The sequence below is a fragment of the Bacillus sp. C-3-6 genome, assembly GCF_054509685.1.
Window position 1 is genome coordinate 3712540 of sequence record NZ_CM137247.1, and the last position, 24078, is coordinate 3736617.

Here is a 24078-nt window from a genome sequence, read left to right on the forward strand (position 1 = left end):
ATCCCTCATCTTTCTGATTTTTATGTTACCACTTTTGTATTTTTATAACAACCTTTGCATAAAAATACCCTAGTCATGTAAGACTAGGGTGCAAGGAAGAAGCCACCCTTTTCTGTCTCACAGGACTGAATTAAAAGGTTATTTTTATGAAGCAATCTGCTTAGATTGTTTTGTATGTTTTTCTTGTTTTGTTTCTGGTAGTAGTAGATTTAACAGTACACCTACAATTGCTGCAAGCGCCATTCCTTCGACTTGGAATGAATCCCCTACGTGAAGTACCGCTCCACCAATACCGATTACTAGTATTACTGATGCAATCATTAAGTTTCGTTTGTCACTTAAATCTGTTTTATCATCTACCATCATGCGTAATCCGCTTGATGCGATTACACCGAATAGTAAGATTGATACCCCGCCCATAACTGGTGTTGGGATCGAATGAATCAGTGCAGAAATCTTACCGATAAATCCGAACATGATTGCGAATACTGCTGAACCGATGAATAAGTATACACTGTATGCTCTCGTAATTGCTAGCACACCGATGTTTTCACCATACGTTGTATTCGGTGGCCCACCGATTAGTGATGCAATTAATGTTGCTACTCCGTCACCGAAGATCGAACGGTGTAAACCTGGTTTTTCAATTAAATCTCTTTTAATAACATTTCCAAGTACAATTTGATGTCCGATATGTTCTGATATTGTTACTAGTGCAACTGGTACCATCAAGAGTACAATCTTCCATGTAAACTCTGGTGTGTATGTTACAAATGGTACTGTGAAATCTGGTACAACAAACCATTTTGCCTCAGCTACCGGCTTTAAGTCTACTAGCCCTTGGAAGTAAGCGAAGATATATCCGCCGATAATGCCAAGTAACACTGGTATGATACTGAAAAATCCTCTTCCGAATATCGAGCAAATGATTGTAATTGCTAATGTTACTAATGCTACTGAAAAATGTGTAAAGCTGTATTTGCCATCCGCACCGTTCATCGCCATGTTAACCGCTGTATGTGCTAAAGCTAGACCGATTACCATTACTACTGGACCAACTACGATTGGTGGTAGTAGTTTCATAATCCACTCTGATCCTGATTTCTTAATTCCGAGTGAGATTAAGATGTACACAAGCCCTGCTAGTAAACCACCAAGCATTGCTGCTCCCGGCCCACCTGCCGTTTTCGCTGTTATAATCGGTGCGATAAAGGCGAATGATGATCCTAAATATGCTGGTACTTGACCTTTCGTTATAAGAAGAAACGCTAGCGTTCCTAATCCACTTGATATTAATGCTACTGATGGATTCAATCCTGTTAAAAACGGAACAAGCACTGTTGATCCAAACATCGCGAACAAATGTTGTATACTTAAAAATAACCATTTTCCCGGTTTCGGTACTTCATTAACGTCTAACACTGGCTTTTGTTCCATTGTTACATCCTCCTTCAGTTTAAATCTTTGCAATAAAAAAACTCTTTGTGCCTGTGCACAAAGAGTCCTATACTTTCGTATGCCAAATTTGACATATGAAAGCCAAGACCCTTTGGCAGCCTCACAGGACTACATTTAAAAGGGCTTTACTTATCGTATATGCTTACTCGATCTTGTTGATCTGTCTCTTGCAAATCAACTTCGATACGCTCTTCACTTGATGTTGGAATGTTCTTTCCTACATAATCAGCGCGAATTGGTAATTCACGATGACCTCTATCAACAAGAACCGCCAATTGAATTTGAGATGGTCTACCTAAATCCATAAGAGCATCCATTGCTGCTCGAACTGTTCTTCCTGTATATAATACGTCATCAACGAGGATAACTTTTTTCCTCGTAATATCTACAGGGATATCAGAACCTTTTACAAGTGGTTCTTTATTTTTGGATTGTAGTGTTAAATCATCACGATATAACGTAATGTCTAACTCTCCAACTTCCATTTCTTTTCCTTCAATTTGACCAATTCGTTCTGCCAAACGTTGTGCAATAAAAATTCCACGAGTTTTAATTCCGACAAGAACACAATTATCGACACCTTTATTTCGTTCCACGATTTCATGACTAATTCGTGTTAAAGCGCGGCGAATCATTTGGTCATCTAAAACGACAGCTTTCTCTTGCATGCTCTACACCTCCAAGCTTTTTTTCTTGCGTGAGAGTAATGGTATAAAAAAAGTCCTCTCAGCGTGTGCGAGAGGACTTTTGAAAAAGGGTACAACATACCCTAAGTATTTCAAACCGTTACCTTCTCAACCTCACGGGGCTGTGTTAAAGGATCATTATTTAACTGTTGTCAGTATCTCAGTTTTCTTATGATTTGTCAATACTATTTTCGTAAAATATTTAATGCGTCTTCAAACACTTCTGGAATCGGTGCCTCAAACTGAATATATTCACCAGTACGAGGATGATCAAAGCCTAAAATACCCGCATGAAGTGCTTGTCCATTCATATCTAACGTTTTCTTCGGACCATACTTCGGATCTCCTGCAAGTGGATAGCCAATATATTTCATATGAACACGAATTTGGTGCGTACGTCCCGTTTCTAAGCGACATTCTACAAGTGTAAAGTCTTTAAAACGTTCTAACACTTGGAAGTGCGTAACAGCGTTCTTACCATTTTCATCAACTGTCATACTTTGACGCTCTTTCTTATCACGACCAATTGGTGCATCGATAGTTCCCTTATCATGCGGAATCACACCGTGTACAATCGCTTTGTAACGTCTCGTTACTGTTTTGGCTACAAGCTGATTTACAAGCGATTCATGTGCCATATCATTTTTAGCAACCATTAATAGTCCAGATGTATCTTTATCAATACGATGCACGATACCTGGACGCATTACACCGTTAATGCCTGATAAGTCTGTACAATGGTGCATAAGGCCGTTTACAAGTGTACCACTTGTATGCCCTGGTGCTGGATGTACAACCATGCCACGTGGCTTATTTACAACAAGCACATCTGCATCTTCATAATAAATTTCTAAATTTAAATCCTCTGGTTGAATATCTAGCGCTTCTGGCTCAGGAATCGTTACTGTAATTTCATCTTCTTCTTTTACTTTATAATTCACTTTTACTGCTTTCCCGTTCACTGTCACAACATCATCTTTAATCCATTGCTGTACTTGTGAACGTGACCATTCGTTATTTATCCCTGTAACGAATTTATCAATTCGCTCGTTTTTTTGCTCTACTGCAACTGTTACTTGTACTACTTCACTCATTCAATTACTCCTTCGCTTTCTTGCCTTCTAATAATGTTTGAATAATAATTAATACAACACCAATACATAATGCTGAATCAGCTATATTGAATACTGGATAGTTGTACGAGAAAATATACACGTGAATGAAATCCACTACTTCTTGTCTAAATACACGATCAATAAAGTTACCAATTGCCCCGCCCAAAATTAGACCTAACGAAATACCTAGAAGCTTGTCTGTTTTCGCATACTTTTTCATATAAAATACGATAAACACTACAAAAACAACTGTAATAATGTAGAAGAACCACATTTTATTTTCTAAAATACCCCAAGCAGCGCCTCTATTTCGATGTGATGTTATGTATAATACATTGTCGATAATCGGAATACTCGTACCCAATTCCATGTTCTTTACAATTAACCACTTCGATATTTGATCGATAGCAATGACAAATAACGCTATTACATAATATATCATTTTCATTTCCCCCACAAAGACAGTGTACCTCAAAATTTTAGCATAGCTGCTACCTTTTCACAATGAACCTTTATAGAAGAATAAAATAAATTAAAAAAAGGTAATATAATATCGTTGTGCGTATTCATACATTTACCTTTTCATAGAAGAATTCATGAATCGTACGAGCAGTCGGCATTGTCTTCATTTGCTTTGTCGAAATTAATCTCCCCGTCTCTTCACAAATACCGTACATGTCTATTTCCATTTTAAATAATGCGCGTTCTACATCCTTTAAATCCTCTTTTATATCATGTAATAGCAATTTTTTCTTTATCTCTTCCTTAATTTCATATCCAAGCTCTTGGCTGAACTCGACATCATATTTGTGCATTACTTCTTTAGCTAGTCTCTCTTGCAACTCTTTTCTCATCAATTGCAATTCTTCTTTTATTTCCATGTAAATCTCATTCACGTGTACATTCCTCCTAGCTGTAATGTACAGTTAGTGTGTCCGAAATTTATTTGCTTACCTCACACACATTTTTCCTTCACAGGAAAGAGTCTGAAAAGTTTTTTTTGATATGCCATCAACAAAAAAACTGACTGCATGAATAGCAGTCAGTTTTTTATTATTTTACATAGTTTTCTTTAACAACTGTTGCACAACGCTCACATAATGTTTCATGTTCAGCATCTTTACCAATTGTTTCTGAAACTACCCAACAACGTTCACATGTTTCACCAGTTGCTTGAGCAACAACAACCGCTGTATGTTCATACTTCGGTGCATCTGCTGGCGCTTCATCCATCATACCACCAAGTTTATACTCAGAAACGATGAATAATTGCTTTAAGTCTTCGCTAATAGACTCTAACATAGCTTTCATTTCTGCAGTTGGATATAGCGTAATGCTTGCATTTAATGACTTACCGATTACTTTTTCATTACGAGCTACTTCTAGTGCTTTTAACACGTCATCACGTAATGTCATAAATGCATCCCATTTTGTTTTTAACGCTTCCGCGTCATCTAATTGTACAGCTTCTGGCATATCAGTTAATTGTACACTTTCTTCTGTTACGCCTGGAATGTATGGCCATACTTCATCAGCTGTATGCGGTAAGATTGGTGTTACAAGTTTCGTTAACGCAACAAGAACATCATATAATACAGTTTGAATTGCACGACGATCTTCGTGATTTGCACCTTCAATGTATAAAATGTCTTTTGCAAAGTCTAAGTAGAATGAACTTAAATCAATTGTACAGAAGTTATGAATTGCATGATACACAGCAGCGAAGTCGTATGTCTCATATGCTTCTTTAACTTTTGTAATTAAGTCATTTAATTTCACTAACATGTAACGATCTACTTCACGAAGTTCAGCTACAGCTACTGCATTTTCACTTGGCTTAAAGTCGTCTAAGTTTCCTAATAAGAAACGGAATGTGTTACGGATTTTACGATACACTTCTGCTACTTGTTTTAAAATATCATCTGAAATACGTACGTCAGATTGATAGTCAACAGAAGATACCCATAAGCGTAAAATGTCTCCGCCTAATTGATCCATAATTTTCTTCGGTACGACGATGTTTCCAATCGACTTACTCATTTTACGTCCTTCACCATCTAGTACGAAACCGTGACTTAATACGCCTTTATATGGAGCTTTACCTGTTACAGCAACTGCTGTTGATAATGAAGAGTTAAACCAACCACGATACTGGTCAGATCCTTCTAAATATAAATCAGCTGGACGCTGTAAATCTTCGCGCTCTTCTAATACCGCTTGGTGAGAAGAACCTGAATCGAACCATACATCCATGATGTCTGTTTCTTTACGGAATTCGCCATTTGGGCTACCCGGATGTGTAAATCCTTCTGGTAATAGATCTTTCGCTTCACGCTCGAACCATACGTTAGAACCGTGTTCACGGAATAAATCTGCTACATGGTTAATTGTTTCATCCGTAATAATTGGATCACCATTCTCAGCATAGAATACCGGAATTGGCACACCCCATGCACGCTGACGAGAAATACACCAGTCACCACGGTCACGAACCATATTATGAAGACGAGTTTCTCCCCATGCTGGTACCCATTTCGTTTCCGCTACAGCTTCTATTAATTCTTTACGGAATGCTTCAATAGATGCAAACCACTGCGCTGTCGCACGGAAAATAATTGGTTTTTTCGTTCTCCAATCATGTGGGTATGAATGCGTAATGAATGTTAGTTTCAGTAACGCGCCTACTTCTTCTAATTTTTCTGTAATCGGCTTGTTAGCTTTATCATAGAATAAGCCTTCAAATCCAGGTGCTTCATTTGTTAATACACCTTTATCATCGACTGGGCAAAGTACTTCTAATCCATACTTTTTACCAACAACGAAGTCATCTTCCCCGTGTCCTGGTGCTGTATGAACACAACCTGTACCTGCATCTGTTGTTACGTGATCTCCTAGCATAACTAATGAATCACGATCGTAGAATGGATGTTTTGCAACTGTGTACTCAAGTTCGCTACCTTTTACTGTTTTCACAACTTCAGCATTTTCCCACTCTAACGTTTTTGCAACTGTCTCAAACAGCTCAGAAGCAATGATATATTTCTCATCATTTACTTTTACAATACTATATTCAAGCTCTGGGTGAACAGAAATACCTAAGTTTGCAGGTAATGTCCAAGGTGTTGTTGTCCAAATGATGTACTTTTCATCACCTTCTAATACATTCTTTCCATCTTTTACAGGGAATGCTACGTAAATAGATGCTGATTTTTTATCTTGATATTCAATTTCAGCTTCTGCTAAAGCAGATTCACTCGTTGGAGACCAGTAAACTGGTTTTTGACCTTTATAGATATAACCTTTTTTCGCCATGTCACCAAACACTTTAATTTGTTGTGCTTCATAAGCTGGCTCTAAAGTAATATATGGATTATCCCAATCTGCACGTACACCTAAACGCTTAAATTGTTCACGTTGACGTTCTACTTGTTCATATGCATACTCTGCACATAACTTACGGAACTCAGCAACTGTCATTTCTTTACGTTTTACGCCTTTATTTGTTAAAGCTTGTTCAATTGGTAAACCGTGCGTATCCCATCCTGGAACATATGGCGCACTAAAACCAGTCATTGATTTATAACGAACAATAAAGTCTTTTAATACTTTATTTAATGCATGTCCCATATGAATGTCACCATTCGCATATGGAGGTCCATCATGCAATACAAATAAAGGACGACCTTTTGTATGTTCTTGTACTTTTTCGTAAATATTCATTTCAGCCCATTTTTCTTGCATTGCAGGCTCACGTTTTGGTAAGTTCCCACGCATTGGGAACTCTGTTTTCGGCATCAGTAATGTATTTTTGTACTCCATGCTCAATTCCTCCTTACATGTATAAAAGAAATACTTAAAAAACGGAATAAAAAAGAGACTTTCTCATCCCAAAAAGGGACGAGAAAGTCTCCCGCGGTACCACCCTAGTAGATCATATACATATGTATAGAATCCTCTTTATATTCTTAACGCGAATACACGCCTACGCTTACTCTATTTGTTCAGCGCGGAACTCCAGGGTGATATTCCCACTATCTCCTTATCCTGAGCTTACACCATCCTCAGTTCGCTATATAAGGTTTGAAAAGGTACTTATCCCTATCTTCGTTTTTCTTAATAAATATGTTGTTTAAAATTATATGTAATAATGAGAAAAACGTCAAGCTTACACTGTTTCTTCTTTTTTCAACAGTTCATCTACTTCGTCTTCTAACTCAATTAGTTTATCCCAATCATCGTTGTTTAACATTTCAAGCTGTGTTTCTAATAACATACGGAAACGAGTTCGGAATACTTTCGCTTGTTTCTTTAGCTCTTCAATATCAAAAGCAACTTTTCTTGATTTTACTAATGCTTCGTTAATAATACGATCAGCATTCTTTTCAGCTTCACGCACAATTAATTTCGCTTCTTTTTGCGCATTACGTTTTACTTCTTCCGCTGCTTCTTGCGCAACAACGATAGATTTGTTTAACGTATCTTCAATATTAGAGAAATGATCTAACTTCCCTTCTAACTGCGCAACTTTTTCTTCTAAAGCTTTTTTCTCACGAATGACCAATTCATAATCTTTGATAATTTGATCAAGAAACTCATTTACTTGATCTTCATCATAGCCACGGAATCCGCGACCAAATTCTTTGTTATGAATATCTAATGGTGTTAACGGCACAACGCCACCTCCAAGTAGTTATCTAAATTTCCTCTTTCAATTATATCTTTTCTTCGACAAAATAGGAGGATTTCCTTCTAAAAAACCAATCATTTTAGTATACCATACAAAATTCTCCATTTGTCGCGTTTTGTTCTACCTTCTACAGAAAATAATTTACTTCGGCCATATCCTCTAACAGAAAAAACGTCTCCTGGATAACATTCATAAGAAGTTTGCTCCACTGTTTTCCAATTGACTTTTACTAAACCATTTTTTATGAAAGGTTGTACTTTCTGTCTAGATAAATGTAACATTTCAGCTAACATAACATCTAAACGAAGTGAAGAAACCGTTCCAGATTTCTCCCCCCACGTTTCATGTATTTGTAGAATTTGTTCTCCTTGTACTGCTGATAAGGAGACTTTTACTTTTCCTATTGCTTGTAAGTTCATCTCAATGTACGATACGATTTCTTTCGCAACTACAATTTGGGCACGATTTTCTTGCAGCAAAATATCACCACATTTTTCTCTCGTTAAACCAAGAGACATAAATGTACCTAATATTTGCCTATGTTCTAGCGTATAAAACTTGGAAGGATAGTCAATTTCTAATACTTCTACTTGAAATTCTTCTTCATTTAATTCTAGATAGTCTGGATAAATGAGTGCTCTTTTACGCTCTGCATTAGGCGTTGCACCACCAAATTGTACAGCGACATCTCCTTGTCCAATTACCATAGAAACAATTTGTTGCTGTCTTGGATCAAGGAAATCTGTTAATTTCACTTGATGGTACTCCGCTGTTCGCTTCCACTCCAGCACTTTATCTACAAAGACCTCTTCATCAGGCCTAAAATGTTCGTAAATGCTCATGTATTTAACCTCTTACTATAAGAAATAGCTGAACAAACTGAACAAACCACTTTTAGCAAGTTTTAACGCAAAAATCGCAACGAGTGGAGAAATATCAATCATACCAAGCGGCGGAATAAATCTGCGGAATGGTTCTAAATACGGTTCACAAATTCGCGCCAAGAACTCTCCAAAAGATGATTCCTTTGCACCAGGAAACCATGATAGGAGAATGTAAATAATCAGTGCCCACGAGTAAATCTCGATAGCAGAACTTAACACCATTAAAACTGTTGTCATGGCGTATTACCACCTCTTTATATTTGTTTCTTCTTCTTCACCGAATAACTCTGAAATTGCACCAACAATATCAACATTTTCAGGTGTACACATAAATGTTTTCGGTCCTATTTTTTGAATGTCCCCGCCTATAGCGTATACAGTACCACTTAAAAAGTCAACGATACGTACCGCTTGATCAGTAGACATTCTCTGCAAATTAATTACAACAGCTCGTCTACCTTTTAAGTGGTCCGCAATCCCTTGTGCTTCCGAATATGTGCGTGGTTCTAATAAAACAACTTTTGAAGATTGTTTTGCTGTTTCAATACTCACAACATTTTGCTTCGGTTGCGCTTTTGGAAACGTAACATCTTGTTGTTCTGGTGGATCTTGCTGCTTTTTCATGTCTGTTTGCTCCTTTTCATAACCATATTGAGCTGCTTCTTTTTCTTCCGGTGTATCAAAAAAGAAGTATTTTACTTTTGACCAACTCATAATAAGATTCTCCTTCCTTTTACGCTTTTCCTACTAAAATCGTTCCCAAACGAATATATGTAGCCCCTTCTTCAATTGCAATCGTGTAATCGTTGGACATTCCCATTGATAATTCTTTACATGGCGCATGTAATAACTCTAGCTCCTGCACCTTTGTTTGCAACATACGTAATTCCTTAAAACAGCGTCTGATTTCTTCCTCTTCTTCTGTAAATGGAGCCATCGTCATTAGTCCAACCACTTCAATTTTATCGAATTCTTGCAAACTTTGAATAAAAGAAACAACCTCTTCTATTGCTAATCCTTGCTTCGATTCTTCAGATGAGGTTTTCACTTGAATAAAACATTTCACTTTCTTATCAGCACGTTTCTGAATTTCTTTCGCCAGGGAAAGACGATCTAACGAATGTAAATAATCAATTTCATTAATGATTTCTTTTACTTTTCTCGTTTGTAATGAGCCAATAAAGTGCCAATTAACTTTTGAACCGAAATGCTCATATTTCTGTAAGAAACCTTCATTTCTATTTTCACCTAAATCGATAATTCCAGTTTCAATTACTTCGTTTGTTTTTTCAATCCCTACAGTTTTTGTCACTGCAACAAGTTTAATATCTTGCAACGAACGTCCAGCTCGAACGCAAGATTCTTTAATAGCTTCGTTTACAATTACTAAATTTTCTTGTACTGTCACTTGCTTCCTTCCTCCTTAAAACCTATGAAACTCAACATTCTTCCTGTCTTACCTTGATCACGACGATGAGAGAAAAATAGTTGCTCTTCACAGCTTGTACAAAGAGATGACATTACAATATGCTCTTCTTTTATGCCTGCTTGTACACATAATATACGATTAATTTCTTTTAAATTAATTGCGTACTGCCCGTCAGAAATTTTTTGATGAGGAACAGCACCGTTAATTACTTTCTGTGCTGCTGTTAATACACGATCATCCACAACATAACAACAAGATCCAATCGACGGTCCAATTGCAACATGAATTTCATCACTTGAAATACCTTCCGCATTCCACTTTTGAATCATTTCCTTTGCAATCTCTTGTACAGTACCTTTCCATCCAGCATGCGCAAGTCCTATCATACCATGTGATGGTGCATAAAAATAGAGCGGAACACAATCCGCGTAACAAGACGTTAACAGAACATCTTCATTACTCGTATAAATGCCATCTGTTTTTGAAATGCCGTCCTCATATGAATAAACGCCACTTCCTTTTTCCTGTTGCCCTACTTTTTCAACATGATGATCATGAACTTGTTCAGAGCAAATCCAGTTTTCTAATGGTTTTTGTAACTTATTTGCTAAAATGCGTCTGTTTTCATGAACGTTCTCCACGATATCATTCACATGTAATCCTAAATTCATCGCATGAAAGGAGCCCGTACTTATCCCACCATCTTTTGTCGTAAATCCAGCAGTAATGTTTCCAAGTTCTTTCCACGCTTGTAAATACAGTATACCGTCCACATATTTAAATGGTTCTCTCATAATAAAGCGGCTCCTTTTAATTAAAATAACAGAAAAAAGCATGGTACTTCCTGTCTATTTTACCATACTTTTATTTTTTCATAATCCTAACAGAAAAAAAAGAGGAATTTGTAATATTCTTTATGAAATTGTCGGTGTTTGTATTGATTCTGTTACAGTATTAACAGGATCTACTCTTACAAGTATGACATCCTCCCCAATTTTCACAATTTCCTTCCAAGGAATTACAATCTCAACATCTTTTCCAAAAATACCTAGCATACGTGTCTGTTTGGAAATAATAACAGAACAAACTTGCCCTGTGTTCATATCAATTTCAATATCTCCAATATTCCCAATCCTTTTTCCATCTGAAATATTTATAACATCCTTCATCTGTAACTCTGAAATTCGTATCACCATTTTTACCCTCTCCCTTATATGACGAATTGGAAGCTGTTTCTCATATTTACAGGAAGCCACCTATACGAAACACCATGCTAGTTTCATTATATGAACAATAATCCCCTACTATGAGCACAAACCATATTACATATAAAAAGGTCTCACCATAATTGGTGAGACCTTATCCTTGAATCGTTTTATTCATTTGTTTAATGGCTGACTTCTCTAAACGTGATACTTGAGCTTGGGAAATCCCAATTTCTTCTGCAACTTCCATCTGTGTCTTTCCTTGGAAGAAACGTTTTCTAATAATCATTTTCTCTCGATCATTTAAACGCTTCATTCCTTCTTTCAATGCTAGTTCTTCAACCCACTGCTCGTCCTTTTGTTTTTCATCACTTAACTGATCCATAACAAAGATAGGATCTCCTCCATCATTATAAATCGGTTCAAATAATGAAACTGGATCTTGAATTGCATCTAAAGCAAATACTATCTCTTCATGAGTTACTTCTAGCACTTTTGCAATATCCATTGCTGTTGGTTCTTTTGAATTTTCTGCAATTAACTTCTCTCTTACTTGCAAAGCTTTATACGCAATATCTCGCAATGAGCGCGATACGCGAATCGGATTATTATCACGCAAATATCTGCGTATTTCCCCAATAATCATCGGCACAGCATACGTTGAAAATTTTACATTTTGGCCTAAATCAAAATTATCAATTGATTTCATAAGTCCGATGCAACCAACTTGGAATAAATCGTCAACATATTCTCCTCTGTTATTAAATCTTTGGATGACGCTCAGTACAAGACGTAAGTTTCCATTCACTAATTTTTCTCTTGCGCTTATCTCTCCACTTTGCATTTCACGAAATAATTTACGCATCTCTTCATTTTTTAATACTGGAAGTTTAGCTGTATCAACACCGCAAATTTCTACTTTGTTTCTCGTCAAAGTGTTCCCTCCTATCGGGAGTTGCTGTACAGTGTAAAGTATTTCCTTTGAAGGGGATTTTATGCATATGGTTTTTTCACGATTTTTCATTTAAATTATCTTTCCTAATACAACTAAATAGAATAAGACCAGCCTACATAACGGCTGGTCCTATTCTTCACACCATTTTATTAAATTCTTTTCGTAATCTTTTTATAATTCTTTTTTCTAAACGCGAAATGTATGACTGTGAAATCCCAAGCATATCCGCCACATCTTTTTGCGTCTTTTCCTCTCCTCCAGCAAGCCCAAACCGAAGTTCCATAATTTGTTTTTCACGATCATTTAATTGGTGTAATGCTTTCATTAAAAGGTGACGATCTACAGTAGCTTCTAAATCTTTTGTAATAATATCATCATCTGTACCTAACACGTCAGACAACAATAGTTCATTCCCATCCCAATCAATGTTTAGCGGTTCATCAAAAGAAACTTCCGAACGATTTTTGTTATTCCGACGTAAATGCATTAAAATTTCATTTTCTATACAACGCGATGCATATGTTGCTAATTTTATTTTCTTTTCTGGATTAAATGTATTTACCGCTTTAATAAGGCCGATTGTTCCTATACTAATTAAATCTTCAATATTTATCCCTGTATTTTCAAACTTTCTTGCTATATATACAACGAGCCTTAAGTTGCGTTCAATAAGTAATGACCTTGCTGCCTGATCTCCTTTTGGCAATTTATTCAAAAGAACTTCCTCTTCTTCTTTCGTTAACGGTGGTGGCAACGCTTCACTTCCACCAATATAATAAATTTCATCGGTCTTAATTCCTAATTTCAGCAATACTTTATACCAAAGGTATACTAAATAAAATTTTAATTTCATCATATTATCCCGCCTCTCATTATTAAGCGATCACCATTTTTTGTGAAATCAACATTTTTGGATGCACAATACATTGATACTCCCCATTAGTAGACAGTTGTTGTGTATTTAATCCAATTAATACTTTGTTTACAACAATAGAACTACCTTCATGATCAACTTGCACACTGTCAGGCTTAATTGCCCACAAAAATTGACTTTCTACTCCTACTGCACGGAAAGGAATTAAACGTAATTTTGTCGCCCAACCAGAATCATTTTCTGGTATTTGAGGAATTTCTGTTTTGGAATAAATTTGTTCTGTTAACCAAGATGGTAAGCAATGTTCTAATGATGAAACATGCATAATCATAACGGGTGTTTTTGTTAATGGGTCGTAAAGTTGGTTCCCACTGTCAATAAGACCTGCCAGTTCTAGTTCTTCTTCCGCTAATTGAATTTTTACTTTCACAATTTGGTCATAGTGTATTTTCGTGACCTCTACGCTTTCAATACGCTTTTTAGAAAAATAATAAATTACCGGAAAACCAAAAATAACAAATAACCAACTAATTGGATCGCCGTAAGAAATTGACTGAGATTGAACCAATCCATTTACCATTTCATTCGTTTGCAAAAAGAAATGAGTTCCAATTAATCCTCCGCCAACCATAAAGGTTACAAAGTAAAAAGTAAAAACAGTTTGTGCATAATTTCTAAATGTTGTAAACCCAAATGCTGTATACACAATAAGTAACGAGTACAGTAGTTTCATAATTGGATGTGTCATCATAGAAGCAAAAGGAGTAAAGGCAAAAATAACAATAGTTGAACCTATAAATGCCCCTAACACAAGCCTCCATCTTTTGATCTTCTTTTTTAACACGGTAGCTGTTAATAAAAGCAAAAGAAAATCAATGCAGGCGTTTAACAACCAAACAACGTCGGCGTAAACAACCAAACAATTCACCTCTTTTTTCAAGTTGAGACTAGTATAATGCATATCCAATAGGAAAGTGTGTCAATTTGCGGAGGTGTTTTTTTGTTATTTTGTGATTTCTAGACATAATCTGTCGGTAAAAAATAAAAGTACAAATTCATAGAATGATATACTCTTATTTTCACCAACAAAATATATTGAAATATACGAAATAAAAAAAGACCTGCTTAGCAGGTCTTTTCCATTTAAAAAACAAAAAAGGAGCATGAAAGCTCCTTTTTTTATCGTCTACGACGGTTACGTAAAAATGCTGGAATATCGATATCATCTGAATCTGAATGACGCTCATGTACAACTGGCTCTTCACGCTTCATTTCACGTTTTACTTCACGTTGTTTTGAAGGTTGAGCTACTGGTTGTTGCTGTTGTTGCGTGTGGTTCGCATTCGGACGAATAATTGGTTTTGGTGGTTGAGTTGCAATGCTATCATCAAAACCAGTTGCAATTACAGTTACAACGATATCATCTTTTAATCCTTCGTTAATAACAGAACCGAAGATCATATTTACTTCTGGATCTGAAGCTGAAGCTACGATATCTGCCGCTTCTTGTACTTCATATAAGCTTAAGTTAGCGCCACCCGTAATGTTCATGATAACACCTTGAGCTCCATCAATAGATGTTTCTAGTAATGGACTAGAAATCGCTTTTTTCGCAGCTTCTGCAGCACGATTTTCCCCGTTACCAGAACCAATACCCATTAAAGCAGAACCTCTATTAGACATAATTGTCTTTACGTCTGCAAAGTCTAAGTTAATTAAACCTGGCGTTGCAATTAAATCCGAAATACCTTGAACACCTTGACGTAATACGTTATCAGCTTCACGGAATGCTTCTAACATTGGCGTATTTTTATCAACAATCTCTAATAAGCGATCGTTTGGAATTACAATAAGAGTATCTACATTTTCTTTAAATGCTGCAATACCAGATGCTGCTTGCGTCGCACGCTTACGTCCTTCAAAAGTAAATGGACGTGTTACAACACCAACTGTTAAAGCACCTAATTCTTTTGCAACTTGAGCAACAACTGGAGCTGCACCAGTTCCAGTTCCACCGCCCATACCGGCAGTTACGAAGACCATATCCGCACCACGAAGTGCTTCTTGGATCTGTTCTTTACTTTCTTCTGCAGCTTTTTTCCCTACTTCAGGGTTTGCGCCTGCACCAAGTCCACGCGTTAATTTTCCACCAATTTGCATTTTCGTTTCAGCTTTTGATAGATTTAATGCTTGTGCATCAGTGTTCACAGCGATAAAGTCTACACCTTGTACACCGTGTTCAATCATACGGTTTACAGCATTGTTTCCGCCACCGCCGACACCGATAACTTTTATATTCGCTAATTGATCTTGAGTAGTATCAAACTCTAACATGTCGAAATCCCCCTAGAACCTCATTTTTCGTGTCCAATTTTAATCCCATAAATAACGGAATACACGTTTTACTTTTGACATCATGCGGTCATCATTTTGATTATTATTGTTTTGATTACGAGTTTTTTGTTTTGCAGGTTGCTGTTGTACCGGCGTTGGTGCTGGTGCTGGTACTGGTTCAAAATGCTCTTGCTTTTCCTGCACATTTTTCCCACGTAATTTAGCTTTTTGATAAGAATGTTTAATTAATCCAACTCCACTTGTATATTGGGGCTCACGCACACCAATATAATCAGGAGTTGCTACACGAACATTTTCATGTAAAATATCATATGCAAGATCAAGAACACCTGGCATAGAAGCAATTCCACCAGTTAGTACATAACCAGAAGCCACTTGCTTTACTCCTAACTTACGCACTTCATCTTGAACAAACATTAAAATTTCCTCTACACGAGCCTCTATTATATCCGATAATTCCAACTGAGAATATTGTTCTGTTTGATCACTTCCCATAATAGGAACCGTAAACATCTCTTCTTCAGATGCTGTATCATAAAAAGCATGTCCATATTTCAACTTAATTTGATCTGCATTTTCTGTTGAAGTTTTCAACCCAATCGCAATATCCTTCGTTATATGGTCTCCACCTAATGGTAATACGCTCGTCGCTTGTAACTCTCCATCTTTAAAAATAGATAAAGTTGTAGATCCTCCCCCCATATCAACAAGGGCTACTCCTCTATTTTTTTCATCTGAAGATATAGCAACTGTTGCAGCCGCTAAAGGTTGAAGACAAATATCAACAATTTCAAGACCTGCTTTTTCTACACAACGAAGTAGGTTATGTAGTAAAGTTCTCGAGCCTGTAATAAGTGTACCTTCCATTTCTAATCTTACACCGATCATCCCGCGTGGATCGTTAATCTCGTCAAGACCGTCTACGATGAACTGTCGAGGTACCACATCAATAAACTCACGTTCTGGAGCAATTGACACAACTTGTGCTGCATCTAGAACGCGTAAGACATCTTCATTCCCGATTTCACGATCTTCATTTGAAACAGCGACTACTCCGTGACAAGGAAGTAGCTGTACCTGGTTTGCATTGACACCTACTACAACTTGCTCAATGTGGATTCCCACCATGCGCTCAGCTTGTTCAATTGCTTTTTTAATTGATCGAACAGTCTCGTCTATATCAACTATCGATCCCTTCTTTAAACCATTTGATTTTACATTTCCAACACCAATAATGTTTAAGCTGTCATTAACCATTTCACCAATGATGACTTTAACATTGGATGTACCGATGTCAAGACTAACATATATTTCATTGCTGTTCATTCTTTGGCACCTCCTTCTTTATTTATACCATACAACTCAATATATGGAACAACAATCGCAACTTTACTATTTATAAGAAAAATATTCAACGTCTTTATACGTTTCCCTTTTTTAACCCTATATTTTTCTTATTTTTATTTAGCATTCAATTAAGAATATCGCAGTAAACTATAAATAACTGCTTATCTTGAAATAATTCTATTTCGAGTGTAAAGTTTACCGCCAAGTATAAGTCTACACTAAGATGTACTCATAGAAAAGTGAAACTTGTACCAATACTAGTATGAATCTAAGAATTTTTACATATTTTTCATCAAATGAACCATTCTTCTAAATTCGTATACATATAATAGAACATTCGTTTCGTTTTTTCTGCTATAATCAACGAAAACTACCATTCTATTCTTTTTTTTCTTCCGCACCTAATTCTTTCGTATATGCACCTACTTCTAAGTCAATTAATACCTTCTTACCTGGCTCAATTGTTTTTAAAATAAGCGGATAGGCTTCCATACGTTTTGCAAAATTTTGAATCGTAGTGCTCACTTCATAACCTTCATTCATATATAAAGTAAGATGATCTTCATTTGCATTCGTTGGTGAATAGCGAATCTCCGAAATAGATTTTAAAATAGCTGGTGTTAATTTTTCTAGTTCAGCGATTAACTCCTTCATTTTCTCTTCTTTAAAAGGTTCGAAAATCGGTGCTGCAACAGGAAGTTTTCCATTAGGTAGTACATCAAGCGTTTTTCCATTTTCTAATAACGGTTGTAATTTTCCCTCTTTATTTATATAACCAATCGTTAAATATTCTTCGATATGAATATCAATCTTGTTTGGAAAACGTTTTTTTACATTTACTGCTTTAATTTCTTTTCGCTTCGTTAAGTTTTCTTCAGCTTTATGTGCTGTCACTCGGAAATAACTTGTATCATATGTCACGCCTGAATCCTTCATTACTTGCTCATCCGTCATATAGTGATTTCCAAACACACTAATCTTTTTTATATTACTAAGCGGAGACCGAAAATAAATTAAAAAGAGCACTAATAAAAATAAAATTGATATGTATAAAATCAATCGATGATTAACATTTTTTTTGTTTTTTTTCTTTTGATTTTTCAATTTTGGTACACGATCTTGTAGTTTAATCACTTTACTATTATTCATGTACGATCCCCCTATGTAACATAAAGAACGGCATGTTCCTCATGCCGTTCTTATCTTCTTATTATAACATAAATGATAATGAGCGGAACGAATAACCGTTATCTTCCAATGATTTCTACTTCTGTATGCATATCTACATCAAATTTATCCTTAATTGTATGTTTTATTAATTCAATTAAGGACAATACATCTTGCGCTGAAGCTCCCCCGGTATTAACAATAAAATTGCCATGCATTTCAGAAATTTGAGCTCCACCAATCCTATAACCACGAAGCCCTGCTTTTTCTACTAAATCTCCTGCAAAATGTGGGATTGGATTCCGAAATACACTTCCTGCACACGGGTGATTCCATGGTTGCGTTTCACGGCGGTAATCTTTATTATTTTGCATGCTACGTACAATTTCTTCACGTTTTCCCGCCTGTAATTGAAACTCCGCCTCTAAAACAATACCAGGACGTTTCGTTTGCAATACAGATGCCCGATAAGAAAACTCCAGTTCTTTATTCATTAACCAGTCAATTGTACCGTCTTCAAACAGAATGAGAGCCTTCGATAATACACTCGATATATCCGATTTATGTGCACCTGCATTCATATATACTGCACCACCGACACTTCCTGGAATACCGCTTGCAAACTCCAATCCAGCTAACCCTTGACGACTAAGTAAAGTTGACAATTTAATAAGAGGATATCCACTACCAACTCTTACCTTATGTTTTTCGACCTCTAAGTGATCTAATCCTTCTCCTAAACGAATAACAACACCTTCTATGCCTTGATCAGATACAAGAAGGTTTGAACCGCGCCCAATTACAGTCCACTTCGTTTTGTATTGCTTTACTAACTGTAATGTTTTTTCAATACCGGCTACATGCTTTGGCACAATTAAAATATCCGCTGGTCCACCTATTTTCATAGTTGTATAACGTGCTAACGACTCGTTAACTAAAATACGACCAACGTCTGCTTCTATAAGCTCATTTACTAATTGTTCCATAGACAATCTCCCCCATATTAAGTCTCCTTATGACAATAATATGCAGGGCGTTCACCTAACGTTATCCCTCTATTTACGGGCAGTACAGCTCCTAAATCAAAATTCGGCGGTAACAAAGAAGTTAGGCGAGAATCGGGATGCCAGTAAACATCCGATTAGTGAAAGGTAATAATCAACGAGAAAGAATCACTCCCCACCGATTAAAGCCTCACTTTATTTTTTTACAAGCTTATTCATTACTTCATACAGCTTATTTGCTGCATCTGGAATACCTAGTTGCTTAGCAGCTAGCTTCATATTTTGTAATGTTTGTGCATCCAATAAAATCTCATCAATATCACGAATAAGCGTTTCAGCTGTTAAATCTTTTTCAAGTAACATTTTTGCCGCTCCTTTATCAACAACTGAACGTGCATTCTTTTCCTGATGATTATTTGTTACGTACGGACTCGGTATTAACACACTTGGTTTTCCTAACGCTGTTAATTCTGCAAGTGTTGTTGCCCCAGCCCTTGAAACAACAAGGTCTACACCAGTTAGTACCTCTGGCATATTATGAATGAACGGCTTAATAATAACATTGTTCGGATTCCCTTTTTGCTTCACGGCTTCCATCACTTTGTCATAATGTACTTCACCTGTTACATATAGTATTTCGTAGCTTTTGTTCCCAAACTGTTCAATTGCTTCAACGAAGGCATCGTTAATCGGTCTAGCTCCACGACTTCCACCAAATATAAGTACAGACTTTTTAGGAAGAGAAAGCCCAACTGAACGTTTCCCTTTCATTCCATTTTGATCCATTACCTCTGATGCTCGCGGATTACCTGTCATTACCACTTTTGACTCTGGAAAATGCTCTGTAGCTGCTTCAAAACAAACAGCAACTTTATTAACATAACGACTTAAAAATTTGTTCGTTACACCTGGTACACTATTTTGTTCATGTACAATAGTTGGAATACCTAATTTGGCTGCAGCGTATACAACTGGTCCACATACATATCCACCCGTTCCAATTACTATATCCGGATTAAAACGACGAATATATCGTTTACTATCCTGTACACCTTTTAGAAAACGCATTACTGTTTTCACATTATCTAATGATATTTTTCGTTTAAATCCACTTATAACAATAGACTGAAATGGTATACCTGCTTTTGGAACGATTGTACTCTCTAGTCCATTTTCCGTACCAATATATAAAAATCTTGCTTCTGGATTTAACTTTTTTATTTCTCTAATTAAAGCAAGAGCTGGATAAATATGACCACCAGTACCCCCACCACTAACTAATACACGCACTACTAACTCCTCCGCTTCTCTTTTCTTATTTCCATTATATTTATTTCTATATACATATTGCATTTTTACACACATACGAAAAACCCTGTCTTATAAACAGGGTTTAGTAGCGAGAATGGCGACTTATATTTAATAATACACCTACTGCCATTAACATTAATGTCAAACTTGATCCACCATAACTTAAAAACGGCAAGGTAATACCCGTAACAGGCATCAGTCCTGTTACAACACCAACATTAATCATTACTTGAATCGCAATCATCGCCACAATACCTACTGCTAAAAACGTACCATATAAATCTGGCGCTCCTAATGCGATACGAATCCCGCGCCATAATAATAGACTAAATAATAATAACACAAATGAACCACCAATAAAACCTAATTCCTCGGATAAGATCGCAAATATAAAGTCAGTTTGTGGTTCAGGTAAATAAAGAAATTTTTGTCTACTTTGTCCAAGTCCAAGCCCAAATAATCCACCAGGTCCAATTGCGAGTAATGATTGGATAATTTGAAATCCACTTCCAAGCGGATCTGACCACGGATCTAAATATGATGTAATGCGTTTCATTCGATACGGTGCTGATGCAATTAATCCTACAAATCCCGCTACACCAATCAAACCAAACATTGCAAAGTGAAAGACCCTCGCTCCCGAAATAAATATCATAATGATACATGTCCCAACCATTACCGTTCCTGTCCCAAGGTCTGGCTGTAACATAATCATCCCAAAAGCAAGAAACACAAAACTAAGAGCCGGTAATAAACCACGTTTAAAAGATGTAATCAATTTTTGCCGTTCCGCTAAAAACTTTGCCAAGAAAATAATCATCGCAAACTTCATAAATTCTGATGGTTGAATCGAAAATGCTCCGATCCCAATCCAACTTCGTGCTCCTCCTCGAACAAGACCTACTCCAGGAATAAGAACGAGAATAAGAAGAATGAAGCAAACTAGCAAAATTACTTTTGAATACGTACGCCACACCCAATAATCAATTTTCATAATAAAAAACATAGCTACTACACCAAGACCCGCAAACAGTAATTGTCTTTTTGCAAAAAAGAATGAGTCCCCCATTTTATAAGAGGCCCAAACTGCACTCGCACTATAAACCATAATCATTCCGATTGTCAACAATGAAAGTGTTACGATGATGAGCATAAAATCAGGCGTTTTCTTCATTACCCACAAACACCACCTCTTTAGGCAGAACCTTTTGCCCTATGTAACAAAACATCAGTAGGTGTTAGCCTACTGATGTTTTGATTTACTTTATATAAGTTTATGCACAGCTTGTATAAAAATGTCTCCTCTTTCTTCAAATGTTTTAAATTGATCCCAGCTTGCACACGCTGGAGAAAGAAGAACAACATCACCTTCTTTAGAATGAGCATAAGCTTTCACCACTGCTTCATCTAAAGTATCGACACTTTCAATTATATCTAATCCCGCTTTTTCTGCCGCTCTTACTAGTTTGGGAGCTGTTTGTCCAAATGTTACAATCGCTTTTACATTTTTGAAATACGGAATTAAATCATCGAATTCATTTCCGCGGTCAAGCCCACCTGCTAGTAACACAATCGGTTGTGTAAACGCAGATAGTGCTTTCTCAGTCGCTAACATATTCGTTGCTTTTGAGTCATTATAAAACTTACGGTTGTTAATCGTTGTTACATATTCTAAACGATGTTTTACACCCGTAAAACGTTTTAACACGACCGTAATTGCTTCATTAGAAGTACCTAATAATTTCGCAATACTCATCGCAGCTAAAATATTTTCTAGATTATGTTGACCAGGTAAAACGATATCGCTTACTTCAACAACTTTTTCACCTTTGAAATAAAGAGCGTTATCTTTTATACACGCGCCATCTTCAATTTCTTTCGTTGTCGAAAACAAGATTTTTTGACCTTTAGTATCCACAGATAAAGCCATCACATCTGCATCATCCGCGTTTATTACACTATAATCGTTTTCCGTTTGGTTTTTAAAAACATTTGCTTTTGCTAAACCATATTCCTTCTTCGTCCCATGATAATCTAAGTGGGCTTCAAATAAGTTTAAGAACGCTGCAATTTTAGGCTGGAACGATTCTACTCCCATCAATTGGAACGATGAAAGTTCTGTAACTACAACTTCATTTTCTTTTGCATCCTGTGCTACTTCACAAGCTACAGTTCCTATATTCCCTGCAATAACAGGATGCTTTTGTCCTTCTTTTAACATTTCAAATGTCAGCATTGTTGTCGTCGTTTTACCATTAGATCCTGTAATTCCAACAAATGGCGCTTTTGAAATACGATATGCTAATTCAACTTCCGTAACAATTGGAATTTGCTTTTCTTTCGCAGCAACTAATATTGGATTAGAATACGGGATTCCTGGATTTTTAACGACAAGAGAAATATTTCTCTCTAATAATTCTAAAGGATGGCCACCGCATACAACGTCCATTCCTTTTGCTTGTAATTCTGCAGCAAGTACATTGTCTGCTAAAGGCTTTCCGTCATTTACAATGACATTCGCCCCTAACTTTTGTAACAATGTAGCTGCTGCATAACCACTTTTTGCAATGCCTAATACAAGAATATTCTTATTTTGAAATTCAGTTACAGTTTTCAATTACATCCACACCCCGATATAAATTCCTAACACAGCTAATAAAAATCCTGCAGACCAAAACGTCACAACAACACGCCACTCTGACCAACCACATAATTCATAATGATGGTGTAATGGACTCATTTTAAAGACACGTTTTCCTGTTGTTTTAAATGAAATGACCTGAATAATAACCGATAAAGTTTCCATGACGAATACTCCGCCAATAATTACAAGTAGCAATTCTTGTTTTAATAAAATCGCTACAGCTGCAATGGCTCCACCTAAAGCTAATGAACCTGTATCTCCCATAAACACTTTTGCTGGATTCGCATTGAATACTAAAAATCCAAGTACAGCTCCTACCACTGCCATACAGAATATCGCTACTCCAAATTGCTCTTGTGCCACAGCAATAATACTAAATGCTCCAAATGCAATAGCAGCTGTTCCTGATAATAAACCATCTAAACCGTCAGTTAAGTTAACTGCATTTGATCCACCAATAAGCATAAATAGTACAAGTACAAAATACGCCCAACCTAATTCAAACTTAACATCCGTTCCCGGAATCATGATGTATGTGTGGAACGCTTGCCCTTTTCCAATTAAAAAGAATGCAATAGCAATAACAAGCTGCCCTACTAATTTTTGTTTTGATGTTAAACCAAGATTTCTCTTCTTAACTACCTTTATGTAGTCATCTAAAAATCCGATTAATCCGTAACCAAACGTCACTAATAGTAATAACGAAACCTCTGCACCTAAATAATTAAACTTAATCGCCATAATAAGTGAAGTTACCATCATAGATACGTATATGACGATACCACCCATTGTCGGTGTCCCTGATTTTTTTTGATGTGACTTTGGTCCCTCATCACGAATACTCTGTCCGAACTTTAATTTTCTTAAAAATGGAATAAACAATGGCGAAAGGGCAACAGAAATTAAGAATGCTACCCCAGCCGTTACTAATAAACCTTGCTCAAGCACATGTAGTCC

General features: G+C 36.4%; 24 protein-coding genes and 1 other annotated feature. All 24 genes read right to left on the bottom strand.

Annotation, left to right across the window (positions count from 1 at the left end):
- Positions 1–144 precede the first annotated feature (144 nt).
- The 24 genes from uraA to mraY all read right to left on the bottom strand — a co-directional run bounded on the left by uraA (position 145) and on the right by mraY (position 24069).
- A complete protein-coding gene (uraA, locus tag ACW0JX_RS18870) occupies positions 145–1437 on the bottom strand; it encodes a uracil permease (protein ID WP_139213262.1) in 1293 nt (430 codons plus the stop codon).
- Between the two features lie 146 nt (positions 1438–1583).
- Positions 1584–2126 carry a bifunctional pyrimidine operon transcriptional regulator/uracil phosphoribosyltransferase gene (gene pyrR, locus ACW0JX_RS18875; protein WP_459245000.1) on the bottom strand — a complete coding sequence of 181 codons (543 nt, stop codon included), beginning with the start codon at positions 2124–2126 and terminating at the stop codon, positions 1584–1586.
- A 203-nt stretch (positions 2127–2329) separates the two neighbouring features.
- Positions 2330–3238, bottom strand: coding sequence for an RluA family pseudouridine synthase (locus ACW0JX_RS18880; protein ID WP_459245001.1), 909 nt, complete (start codon positions 3236–3238; stop codon positions 2330–2332).
- 4 nt (positions 3239–3242) lie between these two features.
- Positions 3243–3701, bottom strand: a complete 459-nt coding sequence (gene lspA / locus ACW0JX_RS18885; protein WP_000642180.1) for a lipoprotein signal peptidase LspA — start codon at positions 3699–3701, stop codon at positions 3243–3245.
- Positions 3702–3825: 124 nt separating this feature from the next.
- A complete protein-coding gene (locus ACW0JX_RS18890; protein WP_001002956.1) occupies positions 3826–4155 on the bottom strand; it encodes a TraR/DksA C4-type zinc finger protein in 330 nt (109 codons plus the stop codon).
- A 157-nt stretch (positions 4156–4312) separates the two neighbouring features.
- Entirely contained in the window at positions 4313–7078 is a 2766-nt protein-coding gene (ileS2, locus tag ACW0JX_RS18895) for an isoleucine--tRNA ligase (RefSeq protein WP_000455951.1), read from the bottom strand.
- A 71-nt stretch (positions 7079–7149) separates the two neighbouring features.
- Positions 7150–7373: a binding site (T-box leader), on the bottom strand.
- Positions 7374–7424: 51 nt separating this feature from the next.
- On the bottom strand, positions 7425–7931 hold the full coding sequence (gene divIVA, locus ACW0JX_RS18900) for a septum site-determining protein DivIVA (RefSeq protein ID WP_001131611.1): 507 nt from the start codon (positions 7929–7931) through the stop codon (positions 7425–7427).
- Between the two features lie 89 nt (positions 7932–8020).
- Positions 8021–8788 carry a YlmH family RNA-binding protein gene (locus tag ACW0JX_RS18905; RefSeq protein ID WP_000029713.1) on the bottom strand — a complete coding sequence of 256 codons (768 nt, stop codon included), beginning with the start codon at positions 8786–8788 and terminating at the stop codon, positions 8021–8023.
- A 15-nt stretch (positions 8789–8803) separates the two neighbouring features.
- Positions 8804–9067: a YggT family protein gene (locus tag ACW0JX_RS18910; protein WP_000214324.1), complete on the bottom strand. Its 264-nt coding sequence runs from the start codon at positions 9065–9067 to the stop codon at positions 8804–8806.
- A 6-nt stretch (positions 9068–9073) separates the two neighbouring features.
- The gene (locus ACW0JX_RS18915) at positions 9074–9544 is read right to left on the bottom strand and encodes a cell division protein SepF (protein WP_000119129.1); all 471 of its coding nucleotides are present in this window, start codon (positions 9542–9544) and stop codon (positions 9074–9076) included.
- A gap of 19 nt (positions 9545–9563) precedes the next feature.
- Positions 9564–10238, bottom strand: coding sequence for a YggS family pyridoxal phosphate-dependent enzyme (locus ACW0JX_RS18920; protein ID WP_000218011.1), 675 nt, complete (start codon positions 10236–10238; stop codon positions 9564–9566).
- Positions 10235–11053: a peptidoglycan editing factor PgeF gene (gene pgeF / locus ACW0JX_RS18925; protein WP_001209012.1), complete on the bottom strand. Its 819-nt coding sequence runs from the start codon at positions 11051–11053 to the stop codon at positions 10235–10237. The genes ACW0JX_RS18920 and pgeF overlap by 4 nt, the downstream gene beginning before the upstream one ends.
- A 120-nt stretch (positions 11054–11173) precedes the next feature.
- On the bottom strand, positions 11174–11455 hold the full coding sequence (locus ACW0JX_RS18930; protein ID WP_000236749.1) for a YlmC/YmxH family sporulation protein: 282 nt from the start codon (positions 11453–11455) through the stop codon (positions 11174–11176).
- Positions 11456–11618: 163 nt separating this feature from the next.
- Positions 11619–12398, bottom strand: coding sequence for an RNA polymerase sporulation sigma factor SigG (gene sigG, locus ACW0JX_RS18935; RefSeq protein ID WP_000197755.1), 780 nt, complete (start codon positions 12396–12398; stop codon positions 11619–11621).
- A 157-nt stretch (positions 12399–12555) separates the two neighbouring features.
- Positions 12556–13275 carry an RNA polymerase sporulation sigma factor SigE gene (sigE, locus tag ACW0JX_RS18940; RefSeq protein ID WP_000976948.1) on the bottom strand — a complete coding sequence of 240 codons (720 nt, stop codon included), beginning with the start codon at positions 13273–13275 and terminating at the stop codon, positions 12556–12558.
- A gap of 19 nt (positions 13276–13294) precedes the next feature.
- Positions 13295–14212, bottom strand: coding sequence for a sigma-E processing peptidase SpoIIGA (gene spoIIGA / locus ACW0JX_RS18945; protein ID WP_000261975.1), 918 nt, complete (start codon positions 14210–14212; stop codon positions 13295–13297).
- A gap of 260 nt (positions 14213–14472) precedes the next feature.
- A complete protein-coding gene (gene ftsZ / locus ACW0JX_RS18950; protein ID WP_000888984.1) occupies positions 14473–15627 on the bottom strand; it encodes a cell division protein FtsZ in 1155 nt (384 codons plus the stop codon).
- Positions 15628–15666: 39 nt separating this feature from the next.
- Positions 15667–16974, bottom strand: a complete 1308-nt coding sequence (gene ftsA, locus ACW0JX_RS18955) for a cell division protein FtsA (RefSeq protein WP_001087557.1) — start codon at positions 16972–16974, stop codon at positions 15667–15669.
- 399 nt (positions 16975–17373) lie between these two features.
- The gene (gene divIB, locus ACW0JX_RS18960; RefSeq protein ID WP_001065789.1) at positions 17374–18144 is read right to left on the bottom strand and encodes a cell division protein DivIB; all 771 of its coding nucleotides are present in this window, start codon (positions 18142–18144) and stop codon (positions 17374–17376) included.
- A 98-nt stretch (positions 18145–18242) separates the two neighbouring features.
- On the bottom strand, positions 18243–19148 hold the full coding sequence (gene murB, locus ACW0JX_RS18965) for a UDP-N-acetylmuramate dehydrogenase (protein WP_459245002.1): 906 nt from the start codon (positions 19146–19148) through the stop codon (positions 18243–18245).
- A gap of 213 nt (positions 19149–19361) precedes the next feature.
- Positions 19362–20456 carry an undecaprenyldiphospho-muramoylpentapeptide beta-N-acetylglucosaminyltransferase gene (gene murG / locus ACW0JX_RS18970; RefSeq protein ID WP_459245790.1) on the bottom strand — a complete coding sequence of 365 codons (1095 nt, stop codon included), beginning with the start codon at positions 20454–20456 and terminating at the stop codon, positions 19362–19364.
- A 103-nt stretch (positions 20457–20559) separates the two neighbouring features.
- Positions 20560–21651, bottom strand: coding sequence for a stage V sporulation protein E (gene spoVE / locus ACW0JX_RS18975; RefSeq protein ID WP_000753524.1), 1092 nt, complete (start codon positions 21649–21651; stop codon positions 20560–20562).
- A gap of 90 nt (positions 21652–21741) precedes the next feature.
- Complete coding sequence (gene murD, locus ACW0JX_RS18980; RefSeq protein ID WP_459245003.1) at positions 21742–23094, bottom strand: UDP-N-acetylmuramoyl-L-alanine--D-glutamate ligase; 1353 nt, start codon at positions 23092–23094, stop codon at positions 21742–21744.
- Positions 23095–24069, bottom strand: a complete 975-nt coding sequence (mraY, locus tag ACW0JX_RS18985) for a phospho-N-acetylmuramoyl-pentapeptide-transferase (protein WP_000893060.1) — start codon at positions 24067–24069, stop codon at positions 23095–23097. It lies immediately after the preceding gene.
- Between the last annotated feature and the right edge of the window lie 9 nt (positions 24070–24078).